General features: G+C 72.4%; 10 protein-coding genes and 1 riboswitch. Of the genes, 4 read left to right on the top strand and 6 right to left on the bottom strand.

The features are described 5' to 3' along the window. Positions 1–135: 135 nt before the first annotated feature. A complete protein-coding gene (locus tag ACZ6QO_RS22180) occupies positions 136–1,470 on the bottom strand; it encodes an ABC transporter substrate-binding protein (RefSeq protein ID WP_465853393.1) in 1,335 nt (444 codons plus the stop codon). Between the two features lie 524 nt (positions 1,471–1,994). Further along, entirely contained in the window at positions 1,995–2,684 is a 690-nt protein-coding gene (locus tag ACZ6QO_RS22175) for a CHAP domain-containing protein (protein ID WP_465853662.1), read from the bottom strand. Positions 2,685–2,695: 11 nt separating this feature from the next. Then, positions 2,696–2,847: riboswitch (cyclic di-AMP (ydaO/yuaA leader) on the bottom strand. A gap of 487 nt (positions 2,848–3,334) precedes the next feature. Between ACZ6QO_RS22175 and ACZ6QO_RS22170 the strand changes: the two genes are divergently transcribed. The 3 genes from ACZ6QO_RS22170 (at position 3,335) to ACZ6QO_RS22160 (ending at position 6,857) form a co-directional block, all read left to right on the top strand. Further along, a complete protein-coding gene (locus ACZ6QO_RS22170) occupies positions 3,335–4,366 on the top strand; it encodes a hypothetical protein (protein WP_465853391.1) in 1,032 nt (343 codons plus the stop codon). Next, on the top strand, positions 4,363–5,574 hold the full coding sequence (locus tag ACZ6QO_RS22165) for a DUF6716 putative glycosyltransferase (protein ID WP_465853389.1): 1,212 nt from the start codon (positions 4,363–4,365) through the stop codon (positions 5,572–5,574). Before ACZ6QO_RS22170 ends, ACZ6QO_RS22165 begins: the two co-directional genes overlap by 4 nt. 167 nt (positions 5,575–5,741) lie before the next feature. Then, positions 5,742–6,857, top strand: coding sequence for an endo-1,4-beta-xylanase (locus ACZ6QO_RS22160; protein WP_465853387.1), 1,116 nt, complete (start codon positions 5,742–5,744; stop codon positions 6,855–6,857). Positions 6,858–6,893: 36 nt separating this feature from the next. On the opposite strand, the gene ACZ6QO_RS22155 is transcribed toward ACZ6QO_RS22160, so the two are convergent. From ACZ6QO_RS22155 to ACZ6QO_RS22140, 4 genes are all read right to left on the bottom strand, one after another. After that, complete coding sequence (locus tag ACZ6QO_RS22155; RefSeq protein WP_465853385.1) at positions 6,894–8,171, bottom strand: polysialyltransferase family glycosyltransferase; 1,278 nt, start codon at positions 8,169–8,171, stop codon at positions 6,894–6,896. Beyond that, positions 8,168–9,130: a glycosyltransferase family 2 protein gene (locus tag ACZ6QO_RS22150; RefSeq protein ID WP_465853383.1), complete on the bottom strand. Its 963-nt coding sequence runs from the start codon at positions 9,128–9,130 to the stop codon at positions 8,168–8,170. Before ACZ6QO_RS22150 ends, ACZ6QO_RS22155 begins: the two co-directional genes overlap by 4 nt. Before the next feature lie 116 nt (positions 9,131–9,246). Beyond that, complete coding sequence (locus ACZ6QO_RS22145; protein WP_465853381.1) at positions 9,247–11,307, bottom strand: N-acetylneuraminate synthase family protein; 2,061 nt, start codon at positions 11,305–11,307, stop codon at positions 9,247–9,249. A gap of 180 nt (positions 11,308–11,487) precedes the next feature. Next, complete coding sequence (locus tag ACZ6QO_RS22140; protein WP_465853379.1) at positions 11,488–12,843, bottom strand: sensor histidine kinase; 1,356 nt, start codon at positions 12,841–12,843, stop codon at positions 11,488–11,490. A gap of 276 nt (positions 12,844–13,119) precedes the next feature. On the opposite strand from ACZ6QO_RS22140, the gene ACZ6QO_RS22135 reads away from it, so the two are divergent. Then, positions 13,120–14,439, top strand: coding sequence for a right-handed parallel beta-helix repeat-containing protein (locus tag ACZ6QO_RS22135; protein WP_465853377.1), 1,320 nt, complete (start codon positions 13,120–13,122; stop codon positions 14,437–14,439). The last annotated feature ends 76 nt before the right edge of the window (positions 14,440–14,515 follow it).

Raw genomic sequence — 14,515 nt, 5'->3', positions numbered from 1 at the left:
ATCGGTACGACTGGAAGAGGGCCCGCTCGGAGCGAGGGCGGTGATGGGTCGCATCACCGCCGCGTCGCTCACGACGGCAGGTCACCGGCTCGCCGGGGCAGGTGCCCCGGCGAGCCGGTGACGACCGGTGGACTGTCAGCCCGCCGCCTTCTGACCCGCCTCGACGAACTTCTGCCAGCCTTCGGCCGCGGGCACCGAGCCCTGCTCCAGGCCGTTGAGCACCTGCTCCACCTCGCGCTTGACCTGCGCGTGCTTCTCACCGAGGAAGATCGGCTGAAGCGACTTGATGGACGGCCCGAAGATCTTGCCGATGGGCGCGTTGTTGAAGTACTCGTTGGTCGCGCTCTGGAGCTCGGGGTTGTCCTGCGCCGGGATGGTGCTGGGCAGGTTGCCGCCCTCCTTGAACGCCATCAGCTGGGCGTCGGCGCTGGTCAGGTAGCTGGCCAGCTCCGCGGCCTCCTTCGGGTGCTTGGACTGCTTGGGCACCGCGAGCCAGGAGCCGCCCCAGTTGCCGCCGCCGCCGGGCACCGTCGCGACGTCCCACTTGCCCTTGAACTTGTCGCCCGCCGTGCCGGAGACGACACCGAGCATCCAGCCGGGGCAGCCGAGCGTCGCGAACTGCGACTTCACGAAGCCGGTGTTCCAGCCGTCGGTGAAGTTCTGCAGCTTGGCGGTCAGACCGCCCTGGCTCATCTTCGTCGCCATGTCGAACGCGCTCCGGACGGCCGGGTTCTTGTCGACGATGAGCTGCTGGTTCTTGTCGAAGTAGGTGACGTTGCCGTTCTTGGCGGCCTCCTGCGCCAGCACCACGTTGTAGATGGTGTTGATGCTGTCGACGAACTTGGCGTCCTTGACCTTGGCCTGGAAGTCCTGCCCGGCCTTGATGAAGTCCTCCCAGCCGCCGCTCCAGAGCTTGCCGACCTCCTCGCGGTCGGTGGGCAGCCCGGCCTTCTTGAACAGGTCGGAGCGGTAGCAGATGCTCATGCCGCCGACGTCGGTGCCGAGGGCGAACAGCTTGCCCTCGCTGTTGATGCCGTTCTCCCACTTCCACGCGGGGAAGTCGGCCTGGCGGCTCTGCAGGCCGTACTGGCCGAGGTCGGTGAAGAACTGGGGACGGGCCTTGGCGAGGCCCATGCCGCCCTCGTCGATGCCGACCACGTCACCGGCGCCGGTCCCCGACTGCAGCCACTGCAGCATCTGGGGCCAGTAGACGTTCTCGAAGCTGTCGGTCAGGTTGTTGTACTTGACCTGGACGTTCGGGTGGTCGCTGTTCCACTTCGCAACGGCGGCCTTGTACCCGAAGTTGGTACCGCCGCCGAACGTCTGCAGCGTAAGAGTGATCTTCTCGGCAGGCGCGGCCGACGACGAACCGCCGGTGTCGCCGCCGGTGTCGCCGGAGGAGCAAGCGGTGGTGATGCCGAGCGCTGCCGTCATCACCGATGCGACCGCGAGCAGTCTGCCGCGGCGCATTTTGTTCATCATTCCGGACCCCTCTCAGGTGGTTGCCCGATCATTGGGAGGTGCATCGAGGGCCGGCCCCGACAGTCGGGCCCACGATGTGCTGGATCCCTCAGTCGTGATCTCGCGGGGAGTGAACCTGCGAGCGATATTTGGGAGCGCTCCCACGAAGGGTCCCCGACGGGCAATGCTGGCGTCAATATGCCGAAACCTAACTGTTACTCCTGTGGCGATTAGGAGGAAGAAAACCGTCTACGGGCTCCCATAAACCCCGTTGGCAGCATTGGGAGCGCTCCCATCGCATGCGGCACAGTCGGGCGCAAATCATCCATGCGCCACTGGTGAAGCCGCCCGTACGGGTTCGGGCAGGCCGATTGGGACGTTCAGGACGACCGGGACGATCGGCGCGCCGCGCCGCCCAGAGCGCCGGCGCCGGGCGGCCGGGGGAGTGGGCCCGGCCGCGCGGCGCGGCGCGGCGTCCTCCGCGGGGAGGCGACGGGGACGCCATGGGATGAGGCGCGGGGAGAGCGGAAAGGTCAGGCCGCGTAGCTGGGATAGCCGTATCCGGCGACCTGGGAGGTCGGCCGGGTGCGGATCTCGACCCGGCCGCCGCTGGTGTTGCCCTCGATGGTCTGGATGGAGCCGTCGCCGTTGTCCTTGATGACGAAGCCGACGTGCTCGATGCCGTCCACGCTCTTGCTGCCGTCGAAGGCGAAGAACACCACCGCGCCGGGCTTGGGCGTGGTGCCCCAGCGGCCCTGGGAGGCGAACCACTTGGCGTGGGTGACGGTGTAGGCGTCGGAGCCGACGGTGTCCTGCATGCCGAGCTGGGCGCCCACCCAGGAGACGAACATGTCGCACCAGGAGGCGTTCGCGTAGCCGGCGATCGTGCCGGTGTCGCGGGCCACCGTCTCCTTGGCGCGCGGGGAGCTCATGTACCAGGCCTGGAACTTGGTGCCGCCGCCCTCGCTGTTCTCGCTGATCCCGACCTGCTTCTCCGCCAGCGCCAGCAGCTGCTGGGCGGAGACCTGCCGGGAGGGGAGTCGCATCGCCTTGGCCGCCTCCTTGCGCGCGACGCCGACGACGTTGTCCTTCGGAGAAGAGTCGGCGTGCGCCGCGAGCGCGGTGCCGGTGACGGCCTGTGCGAGCACGAGGCCGCCGAACACGAAAGCCTTCAGCTGGTTCTTCGGGGCATCCAGGAGCCGATGCGGGAGCATGGAGAACATGGACAAGCTGAAACTCCTTCTTCCGGCCGCCTACCGAGTTAGCTGACGGGTTCGGGCGTGAAGGTTCGCCCTACAGGCGCGTCCGTGGGCGGGCGCGACTGATTCACCCCAAGGGAGGTGGGTCCCCGGTTCCGCGTGGGAGCGGATTCGGCGGTAGCGCGTGACGGCGGGAGAGGGCTCTCCGCAGAGGACCGGCCGCGCCGGGCAATCTCAGCGGTACGGGAGGCTCGCCCAGATGGGCGGTACCCGCGCCGGGATTCCTCCGAGAGTAATACATCGGACAAACATGATGCAAGTAGGACAAATCTCTCGCCAGGACAGGATTCGCGAGCGCTAAAGCGTGCATGCCGCCGCCCGCGTGCGCCGCGCACGGCCGGGGGTTGACCTGCCGCGACGCGGGCAGGTCACCGCCGGCTCTGGCCCGGCCGCCGCGCCCGGCCCGCTGGCGGGACGATCCGGGAGCCGCCGGGACGGCGCGGCCGGAAGTGGTACTTCAAGCGCCGGGTGCCTTCAGTGTCAAACGAGACGGGCGTTACTCAGGCGACGGCCGTGACGCGGGCCCGCGTCCGGCGACGGTTCGGCCGCCGTCGGCCGCCGTTCATCGTGCGTTCCCCCCTTCGTCGCGTCGCCCGGCTAGGTTGCGTGTCGTCGTGAACGTGTCAATGCCCGGCGTGGAGAGGAACGGCCGAAGCCGCGTACGGGAGCAGAGGTCGGCCGTCGCCTGGGTGGAGTCGCCCCTCCAGCTGCTGTGCGCGGTCGAGGCGCGGTACGCCGGAGTGATCGGGCCGGGCACGCGCGTGGTGACCCGCGGCAGGCTGCCCGGCCTGCGCGTCACCCGCGCCGAGCTGGACGCGCTGGAGCTCCCCGCCGGGCTGAGCATCGAGACCGCCGAGGCGGGCCTGCCCCGTCCCGGCCGGCGCGCCGCCTGGGTCCTCGGCGACGCGTTCTCCGGCAGGATGCAGCTCACCTCGCTGACCGCCTTCCCCTCGCGCATGGTCGTCGTCGACGACGGCCTGGCCACGATCCGCCTGCTCGAACAGCTGACCGCCGGCCTCGGCGCCCCGCTGCTGCGCGCCCGGTCCCAGGCAGGGCCGTCCCGCCGGGCCCTCGGCGTCGCGGCGGGGCTCCGTCTGCGCGCCGCGGCCAGGGCCGGACGGCTCACCGTGTTCACCGCCCTGCCCGTCCCGGTCGGCCTGGCCGGCGCCGTGCGCGGGCTCGGCGCCGAGCTGGTCACCCACGACTTCCCCTGGCTGCGCTCCCAGCCCGTGGCCGCCCATCCCCGGCCGGCGGAGAACACGGTGGTCCTCGGCACCTCGCTGGTGCGCAACGGGCTGATCCGCCGCGAGCGTTACCTGGCATGGCTCTTCGGGCTCGAAGGGCCGCTGGCCTACTATCCGCACCGCCGGGAGGACCCCGGCGACCTGGCGGCCGTCCGCGACCACCCCGGCGTCACCGTGTACGACGCCGGGGCGCCGGTCGAGATGACGCTGCGCGACCTGCGGCCCGGCCAGCGCGTGCTGAGCCTGCCGTCCACGGCCGTCACCTCGCTGCGCGTCCTGCTGGGCGCGCGCGGGGTGCCCGTCGAGACCGTGGACGTGCCCGACGACTGGTGGACTCCCTCCGCGACGGTCTCCCTCCGATCGCATCTCCAGATGTTCGCGCACGAAAGGGCTGCTCCTTGAGCCGGATTCTCGCTGTCGCCGATTCGGACTCGTATCTGAAATGGGCGGCGGGTCTTCTCGACCAGCTTCCGGCCGGTTGGACCTCGACGCTGGCCGTCGTGCGCACGCCGATCGCGCCGTCGCGGGCGCAGATCGGCGCCGCCGTCAGCGGTACCCGGTCCGGCGCGGGCGAGCCGCCCGCCGTGGTGTCGGCGCGGGCGCTGCGCCGCGCCGCCGAGCGCGACCGGCCCGACGCCATCCTGCTGGCCTGCACGGGACCGGTGGTGGACGTGCTGCTCAGCGACGTGTTCGACGGACTGCGGCCCCGGCCGGTCTTCGTGTCCGGCCTGCCGGGCATCTCGATCCCCGCCACCGAGAAGGCCTGGCTCTACCGGGGCGGCTGCGACCTGTTCGTCGTGCACAGCGGCAGGGAGGTCGAGGAGTTCGGGCGCATCGGCGAGGAACTGGGCGCGGCCGGCTCGATGGCCCTGGCCCGCCTGCCCTACCTCGACCACCGCGCCCCCGGCGGCGGGACGGGCGACCGTCTGGTGTTCGCCACCCAGGCGAAGGTGCCCAAGCGGCGAGAGGACCGCGAGAGCATCCTGCTGGCCCTCGCCCGGCTGGCCGAGGCCCGTCCCGACCTGGACGTCGTGGTCAAGCTGCGCGCCCTGGAGAACGAGCGCCAGACCCACAACGAGCGCCACCACTACGAGCGCCTCTGGCGGTCGCTGGTGGATTCCGGCGCGGTGCGGCCCGGCGCGATCAGGTTCGCCGCCGGCGCCATGCACGAGCACCTGGCCGCGGCGGCGGGCTTCGTGACGGTCAGCTCCACCGCGGCCCTGGAGGCGATAGCCGGCCGGGTGCCGCTGCTCGTCCTGTCGGACTTCGGGGTCAGCGCCGAGATGATCAACCTGGTGTTCGAGGACAGCGGGTGCCTGGGCACGCTGGAGGACCTGGCGAACGGCGACCTGCGGCACCCGGCGGCCGCGTGGTGCGAGGCCAACTACTTCCACGACCCGGCCGCCGGCGACTGGGTGCCCCGGCTGGACGCGCTGGTCGCCGAGGCGCGCGCCGGGCGGCTCGCCCCGGCGCGGCCGCTGCTCACCGGACCCGAGCACGTGGCCGCCCGGCGGCGGGCCCGCCTGCGGGTGGAGGTCCCGCCGAACGTGCTGCGCGCCGGTTATCGGGCGCGCCGCCGCGTGCGCCGCTACCTGAAGGCGCTCGGCTGATTCCGGGAAGGGAGGCGTGAAACTTTCGCGCCGCCCGGTCGGCATCAGCGGAGGCATGGGCCCTGCGGCCCCTGTCCGGCCGGCGAAACTTTCCACGCCGCGTTGACAACTTCCGGCGTCCGCTCACAATGAGTGACGTCGACGCTCCGGGCGACGGGAGGACGGGCATGGCGGGATTCTCCAGGATCGCGGCCGCGCGTACCGCGCTCGCCGCCGTCGCGGTCCTAGGTGCGGTGGCCTCGCCCTCGCTGACCGCCCCGGCCGGCGCGGCGGCCGCCACACTCGGAGGGGCGGCCGCGGCCACCGGCCGCTACTTCGGCGCGGCCGTCAACGCCCAGCATCTCGGCGAGGTGCCCTACGCGACCGTCCTCGACCGGGAGTTCACCTCCGTGACGCCCGAGACCGAGATGCACTGGGACGCGGTGGAACCGGTGCGCGGGCAGTTCAACTTCACGGCCGCCGACGCCGTCGTGGCCCACGCCGAGAGCAAGGGCATGCGCGTGCGCGGGCACAGCCTGGTCGACTCCCCGCACTCGGCCTGGACGGGCAACCTGTCCACCACCCAGGACACCCTCCGGGCGCTCACCGACCACATCACCGCGGTGGCCGGCCACTTCCGGGGGAAGATCTACAGCTGGGACGTGGTGAACGAGGCGTTCGCCGACTTCGGCGGCGTGCGCCCCGGCCTGTTCCAGCGGCGCCTCGGCGACTCCTACATCGAGACGGCCTTCCGCACCGCCCGCGCGGCCGACCCCGGCGCCCGGCTGTGCCTCAACGAGTACGGCATCGAGGACCCCGCGGCCGCCAAGACCCGCTCCGTCATCGCCCTGATCAAGGACTTCAAGAACCGGGGCGTGCCGATCGACTGCGTCGGGCTGGAGTCGCACTTCAGCGCCACGACGCCGATGCCGGCCGGGTACGCGCAGACCATCGCCCAGTTCGCCGCGCTCGGCGTGGACGTCCAGATCACCGAGCTGGACATCGAGGGCTCGGGCGCCGCCCAGGCCCAGGCGTACGGCAGGGCGGTCGCCTCCTGCCTGATGGTGCCGCGCTGCACCGGCATCACCGTGTGGGGCGTGACCGACAGATACTCCTGGCGCAGCGGCGGCACGCCCCTGCCGATCGACCGCGACTACAACAAGAAGCCCGCCTACTACGCCATACTGTCCGCCTTCACCCCGTGCGGAGGCGCGGCCCCGGCTTCGGCCGACGCGACTGACACGGCTGACACGGCCGACGCGGCCCGCACCGCCTTCTGCCGGCCACCGGCGTCCCACGGCTGACAGGTTCGCGCCACAACGGGTTCCCGCCGCAGTGCGCTAACGAGACAGTGCGCGGCGCAGGCGGGTGAGGGGGCGGGGTCTGGCCGGCTGGGCGGGCTCGGGGGGCGGGAGCAGGCCGACGGAGGCCAGCCGGCGGTTCTTGAAGTAGCGGGCCTGCGGGCCGTGGGTCTCGATGTAGCGGGCCGCGGCCTCGCGCAGCGCCGGGTGGTGCTCGCTCTGCATGCAGAAGCCGACCGCCTCCACCAGCGCCCGCAGGTCGGCCTCGGGCGGCTCGGCGATCGAGCCGTCCGGCGCCAGGCGCGGCACGGTGGCGTCGACGATGGTCACCGGCACGCGGTTGCCGTTCTCGTAGGGGGTCAGCCGTTCGAGGACGACGTCGCAGCCCATGGTCGCGATCGGGACGCCGAACAGCCGGCGCGCGGTCAGCAGCGCGGTGGAGAAGCAGCCGACGACCAGTTCGGGCCGCAGCGCGAGGAAGCAGACCTCCGCGGGCACGCTGTCGCCGGCCACGCACAGGTCCACGCCCAGCTCGCGGGCCACCGCGCGCAGCTCGCGGGCGTGCCGGCCGCCGGCCGCCGGGTGCGGCTTGAACAGCACGCCGCGGTGGCCGCGCGCGGCCAGGGCGCGCAGCATCCCGGCGTGCAGCTCCGCCTCCTCCTCGGCGGTGACGATGCCGAGCGCCGACAGGTACTGACCGAGGATGACCGCCTCCCCGTACAGGCCCTCCACGGCGGGCATGTCCTCCAGCACCCGCCGGAACGCCGCGTCCGGCAGCGGGTCGGGCGCGACGCCCGCCTCGCGCAGCAGCAGCGGGGTCAGGCCCGGCAGCAGGTCCAGGTGGAGCAGCCGGGTGATCCGGCCGGAGATCTCCGACGGCAGCGGGTCGCGCGTCGGTCCGTAGCCCATCAGCCCGTCGGAGTACACCGTGATCGGGCAGTCGCGGATCAGCGCCGCGACCGTCCTGGCCGGCGGCACCGCCACCGACTCCAGCACCAGCTCGCCGGCGCCCTCGCCCAGCGACAGGTGGGAGCGCAGCAGGCGCTCCAGCATCGGGACCTCGATGACGCGGGCCTTCCAGTCGGAAGGGTGCAAGGGCGCCACGATGTCGTTCCACGACCGGACCTCGTCGAACCGCGGCCGCAGTGCCGCGAACCCGGGGGCCTCGTCCAGGGACGGGGTGACCTCGGGGATGGCCGCGTTGTTGGACACCAGCAGGACGCGGTGGCCGTCGTGCGGGCCGAACCTGCCCGCGTCCATGGCCGCCGCCAGCGTCATCGTCCCGAACAGGGTGGAGCTGTAGAAGACCTGCGTCATGCCGGACGCTCCTCGGTCTGCTCAGGGGGGCGGGGGAGCAGGTGACCGATCAGGGCCTCGCGCTCCTCGTCCAGCCCCGTACGGGCGAGCAGGTCCGCGGGAAGCCCGGCCAGGACCTCGCGCGCCCTGGCCTCGAAGCGGGCCCGCAGCGCGGGGGTGAGGCGGTCGCCGAGCTCCAGGTGGTGGGCGAGCAGGGCGCGGAAGGTGCGCACCGCCTTGGGCAGCAGGTGCGGCTCGCCTTCGATCTGGTCGAACACCAGGCGGAAGGCGTCGAAGAAGTGCAGTTGCCGCTCGTCGCCGGCCTGGGTGAGCGACGTCGCGACCATCCGCCGGTAGAACACGCCGGCGATGGAGGCCACCGCGAACGAGTGCGCCTCGCGGTGCAGCCGCCAGATCCATGGCCGGTCCTCGGCGGTGTGCAGGTGCCCGGGGAAGGCGAGCAGGTCGCCGAGCGAGCGCCGGTACACCCCCGCCCAGGCGTAGGGGTAGTCCACCATCGTCCTGGCGCCGGCCGGCAGGATGCCGTCGCGGGGGTCGAGCACCAGCCCGCGCCTCGCCTCCGGCGCGCGGTGGACGACCCGCCTGCGTCCCTCGACCTGGACGTGGTCGACCCGGACGAAGTCGCAGCCGAGGCCGTCGATCGCCGCCACCAGCTCGGCCAGGTACCCACGTGCCAGCCAGTCGTCGCCGTCCAGGAAGGTGACGTACCGGCCGGACGCGAGGGACAGCCCGGCGTTGCGGGCGTCGGCCAGCCCGGCGGGCGCGGCGTTGCGCAGCACGGTCAGCCGCGGCAGCTCGCCGAGGAAGTCGTCGATGACCTGCGGGGTGGCGTCCACCGATCCGTCGTCGACGACGATGAACTCGAAGTCCGGCCGAGCGTTGCGCCGCAGCGAGGCCAGCGCGTCCGCGATGAACGGGCCGGCGTCCCGCACCGGCACCACGACCGACAGCGTGGTCACCGCCGGCCCCCGTCCCGTGCCGCCGCGCCGGCGACCGTGTCCGCCCGCCGCCGGCGCGCGTGCATTCCGTGGTCCTTTCCTAGGAGGTGTGTACGGCCCGTCGTGCGGGCGGGGCGTCAGACGGTGACGCGGCGCAGGCGGGACTTGGGGGCCTCCTCGCCGGGGAAGACCCGCTTGACCCCGTCGCCTAGGGCCTGCTCGATGATCCGGATGTCGCGCACCAGGTGCTCCAGGCCGCTCGGCTCCAGGGACGCCGCGTGGTCCGAGCCCCACATCGTGCGGTCCAGGGTGATGTGCCGCTCCACGGTGACCGCGCCCAGCGTGACGGCCGCCAGGGAGATCTGCAGGCCGCGCTCGTGGCCGGAGTAGCCGACCGGGACGCCGTACCGGTCCTGGAGGGTGATGATCGTGCGCAGGTTCGCCTCCTCCGGCGGCAGCGGGTAGGTGGAGGTGGCGTGCATGATCACCAGCTTGGAGGTGCCGAGGATCTCCACGGCCTCGTCGATCTCCGCGAGCGTCGACATGCCGGTCGACAGGATGATCGGCTTGCCGGTGGCGGCGAGCCGGCGCAGCAGCTCGTGGTCGGTGACGCTGGCCGAGGCCACCTTGTGCGTGACGACGTTCATGTCCTCCAGGAAGTCCACCGAGGGCACGTCCCAGGGGGAGGCGAACCAGTCCAGGCCCCGCTCGGCGCAGTGCTCGGCGATCCGGCCGTACTCGTCGGCGCCGAACTCCACCCGGTGCTTGTACTCCAGGTAGGTCATCTCGCCCCAGGGCGTCTGGCGGATCTGGTCGCGCTGGTGCGCCGGCACGGCGATCTCGGGCGTGCGCTTCTGGAACTTCACCGCCTGGCAGCCGGCGTCGGCGGCGACGTCGATGAGGCGGCGGGCGATGTCCAGGTCGCCGTTGTGGTTGATGCCGATCTCGCCGATGACGTACACCGGCCGCCCGGGGCCGACCAGCGACTCGCCGATCTGGACCGGGGCGCCCTTGACCCGCAGCGTCGCGCGCGGGCCTGCGACGGCCGGCTCGGCGTCCACGGGACGGGCGGCGAGCACGCGGTCGCACAGCTCGCGCACGGCCCCGGCGCCGCCCTGGTGGCTCAGCACGACGCGGGCGGCGGCGCGCACGCGGGGGTGGGCGTCGGGCACGGCGACCGGCCAGCCGACGAGCTCCATGCAGCCGAGGTCGTTGAGGTCGTTGCCGACGTAGGCCACCCGCGCCGGGTCCAGCCCTTCGATGCTGAGCCAGTCGCGCAGGGCGGTCTGCTTGGACGCGAGGCCCTGCAGCACCGGGACGCCGAGCTTGCGGGCGCGGGCGGTCACGACCGGGTTCCGCTCGGTGGACAGCACCAGGATCTTGACTCCGGAGCGCTTGAGCAGGGCGACGCCCAGGCCGTCCGAGCGGCTGACGGCCACGGTCTCGCGGCCGTCCTGGTCGATGTAGACCAGATCGTCGGTGTGCACGCCGTCGAAGTCGGTGATCACCGCGTCCACGTCGAGCGGCGCGGGACGGTCCGCGAACGGGGCCAGCGCGCGGACGAGCTCCAGGTCCTCGGGGGTGTCGATCTCGACCGCGTGGCCCGCGGGCACCTGCTGGACGGCGACCGTGCCGAAGAACCGGTGCCCGTGCTCGCGCAGCCCGGCGGTGCGGATGGCGTAGAAGGCGCCGGTCTCGCGGTACTCCGGCTCGCGGTCCTGGCGGCGCGGGCGGTGGGCCGGGTCGTGGTTGACGCCGCTCACCCCGCCGTCGCCCGCCGCCCACACGAACTCATGGGTGGGCAGCCCGGAGAAGACCACGTCGGCGGCGCCGTCGAGCACCTTGGCGACGGCCGCGTCCAGGTCGGCGGGGTCGATGAACGCGCTGGTGCACTGGACGAGGACGACGACCTCGGGGTCGGCGTCGAACTGGTCGAGCGCGTGCAGCAGGGCCGACTCGCTGGACGCCGTCGCGCCGCTGAGGCCGGCGGGGCGCTCGATCACCCGGGCACCGGCGGCGCGGGCGGCGGCCGCGATGCCCTCGTGGTCGGTGCTGACGGCCACCAGGTCGATGAGCTCGGACTCGGCGCAGGAGGCGACCGCGCGGGCGACCAGGGGCGTGCCGCCCACCTTGGCCAGGTTCTTCAGCGGAACGCCCGCAGAACCTCCACGGGCGGGGACGACGGCCAGGACTCGCAAGGTTGACTCCCTGATATGCGGCGTGCGAGCGCGCCGCCTTGGGCCGCGCTCGTGAGGTGTCACGCACGCTAACCAGCGGCACCGTCCAGCAAGGAGAGGGAGAGCTGAACGCCCGGCGTCGCTCCTGTTAACACTTCGGACGTCCCGGGCGGGAACGTCCCGGGCGGCGTCCTGTGCGGTTCACTCGGCGAGCGGCAGCCGCAGCACGAACCGGGTGCCCTCGGGGACGTTCTCGACGTGCAGCGTGCCCCCGTGGGCGATGGCGACGTCCCTGGCGATGGCCAGCCCGAGCCCGGTCCCGCCCTTGTTCCTGCTGCGGGCGGCGTCCAGCCGGGTGAAGCGGTGGAAGACCCGCTCGCGGTCCTGTTCGGCGATGCGGTCGCCGTCGTTGGTGACGGCGAGCACGGCCGAGCCGTGCTCGGCGCGCACCTCGACCTTGACCATGCGGGCGGCGTGCCGCCCCGCGTTGTCGAGCAGGTTGTCGATGACCCGGTACAGGTGGGTCCGCACGCCCGTCACGGTCACGTGGTCGTCGATGTCGGCGATGACCGGCACCCGGCCGGGCCGGTTGGCGATCTCGCCGGCGGCGAGCCGGCCCAGGTCGACGACCTCCTGGGCCGCGGGGCCGCTGGAGCCGAGCCTGGCCATGAACAGCAGGTCGGTGACGATGGTCTCCAGCCGGTCGGTGTCGCGAAGGGCTCCCCGCACCAGCGTGTCGAGGTCGCTCTCCTCGGGGTGCAGCAGCGCCTCCTCCAGTTGGGCGCGCAGCCCGGCGATGGGCGTGCGCAGCTCGTGGGAGGCGTCGGCGGCGAACCTGCGCTGCTGCTCGACCGAATGCTCCAGCCGGGCCAGGGTGCTGTTGACGGTCCGCGCGAGCTGAGAGATCTCGTCCTGCCCTGGAGACTCCTTGACGCGCAGTGACAGGTCGCTGGCCGTGATGTGGGCCAGCTGCGCCTGGATGTGGTTGATGGTGCCGAGGCCCCGGTCGGCGGTCCTGAAGGCGACCCAGCCGACCAGGCAGGCGACGGCGGCGACCTGCATGCCGACGGCCGCGTCCAGGACGCGGGTGGACAGCACGGCGGGGGTCGGCGCGGCGGCGTAGACCACCGGGGCGGCGGGGTCGCCGCCGGTGAGCGAGGCGGTCACGTGGAAGCAGTCGGTGGAGAACCGCCGGCAGGTGGTGAAGTCCAGCAGGTCGTGCGGGAGCACGGGACGCACGTCGCTGAGCGGCGGCAGATCCAGGCCCTGGGCGGTCGAGGCGAGCAGGTGCCGCCCCGGCCCGACCACCTGGATGACGTCGACGTCGCCGGGGCCGGGGGCGATGGGGTTGCGCAGCAGCGACTCCCGGTAGGCCGCCACCACCCTCGAGGCGGCCTCCCTGGTCTCGTGCCAGATGGCGTTGGCGACCGTCGCGCGGATGACCAGGTCGGCGGCGACACCGAGGGGGATCAGGAAGACGGCGGCGAGCACGAGGGAGACAAGGGTGACCTTCCCTCTGATCGATCGCGGCCAGAGGGCGGCCCGTGGGAGGGGCATTGGCAAAGGCTATCCGCGCCGTTCTCCGCCAAGATCCCCGAGCGGGGAAAGAGGTGGCCAAGGGATGGCAAACTCCCCCGGCGCGGCCCCGGGCCGCGCGCCGCCGCGGCCTAGCGTCCGGCGTGCCGGATCACCGGATCCGGCCGCCGTCGAGATGGGGTCTCCCGAAAGGGATCAACGACCGATACTGTGTGCGGCAGCAACCGTTGAATGTTGAAGTGTGGGGTTATGGCGCCGAAAGCGTGGCGGGCCTGTCTGTCCTTACCGTTGACCTCCGTGCTGCTCGCCACCCCGGCGGCGGCCGGCGCCCTTCCGGAAGAACGCGCCGGCGGCGCGGCTTCCCCGCGGGCCGCCTCCCAGCGGCCGGCCGGGCGGGACGGCGTCGCCACGGCCCTGGAACGCTCCGCCGCCGGGAGGGTCTTCTACGTGGACTCCCGCAAAGGGGACGACGACGCGCCGGGCACCTCGTCGGGCAAGGCGTGGCGGTCGCTGGAGCGGGCGGGGGAGGCCCGGCTGCGGCCGGGGGACACCCTGCTGCTGAAGCGGGGCGGCCGATGGAAGGGCACGCTGACGCTGGACGGCGACGGCACCGCCAGGCGGCCGATCACCCTGAGCGCGTACGGCAAGGGCGCGCGGCCGAGGATCAGCGGGCGGGACGACGACTGCGTGGTGGTCGCCGGCTCCTACTGGCGGGTCTCGGAGGTGCGGGCGAGCGACTGCGGGTGGGCGGGCTTCCGCGTGGACGGCCGCCACAACGACCTGTGGGACGTGTACGCCGACCGCAACGTCACCGGCGTGTGGCTGACCGCGCGCGGCGGGCGCAACGTCCTGCGCAACAGCCAGCTCCTCGGCAACGACCGGATGAGCGTGAACGACGCCGAGCCGGACAACGACTCCGGCGCGTTCGGCGTGCTGCTGAACGGCGACGACAACCTTGTGATCGGCAACCTGATCACCGGCAGCTACGCCCGCAGCCAGGACTACGTGACCGACGGCGCGGCCGTGGAGGTGTACGACGGCGACCGCAACCTGGTGGCGCACAACGTGGCCAGGGACAACGAGACCTTCACCGAGCTCGGCCACCGGCCGGGCGCGAGCGCCGAGGGGAACCTGTTCGCCAACAACGTGGTGACCTCCTCGCGCCCCCGCGGCTCGTTCCTCATCACGCGCGGCCCGGGGCACATCGTCGGCCCGGTCAGGGGCACGGTGGCGGTCAACAACTCGGTGTACCTGCCGGCGCGCGACACCATCGGCTTCTCCTGCGCCGACGGCTGCACCAGGAAGATCCTGGTCCTGCGCAACAACGCGATAAAGGTCGGCGGCATCGTCGGGTTCGAGGACGCCTCGGGCATCGACGACGCGGGCGGCGTGTACGACGGCAGGATCAAGGACTTCAAGCTCGGCCGCCGGTCGGTCCACGCCGACCCCCGCTTCGCCGGCCGCCGTGATCTGCGGCTTCGCCCGGGGTCACCCGCCATCGGGCGAGGAGTGCCCCTCAAGGCATCCTGGTACGGGGGGGCCTCCATGGCCCACGACGCGGCGGGACGGAGCATCCGGCGCTCGAAGAACCCGGACGCCGGCGCTTATCAACACTGAATCATATTTATCCCGTACATATCTCCGGAACATCGGTGAAACCTACATCCGCCAACCTGTGTGGCGAAGGGCTGCG

This window comes from Sphaerisporangium sp. NPDC049457 (assembly GCF_055586705.1).
This window is presented reverse-complemented; position numbering and strand designations above follow the sequence as displayed.

Coding starts and splice junctions, on each gene's coding strand:
- ACZ6QO_RS22180 (WP_465853393.1), bottom strand. CDS start 1,470: ATGCGCCGCGGCAGACTGCTCGCGGTCGCATCGGTGATGACGGCAGCG.
- ACZ6QO_RS22175 (WP_465853662.1), bottom strand. CDS start 2,684: ATGTTCTCCATGCTCCCGCATCGGCTCCTGGATGCCCCGAAGAACCAG.
- ACZ6QO_RS22160 (WP_465853387.1), top strand. CDS start 5,742: ATGGCGGGATTCTCCAGGATCGCGGCCGCGCGTACCGCGCTCGCCGCC.
- ACZ6QO_RS22155 (WP_465853385.1), bottom strand. CDS start 8,171: ATGACGCAGGTCTTCTACAGCTCCACCCTGTTCGGGACGATGACGCTG.
- ACZ6QO_RS22140 (WP_465853379.1), bottom strand. CDS start 12,843: ATGCCCCTCCCACGGGCCGCCCTCTGGCCGCGATCGATCAGAGGGAAG.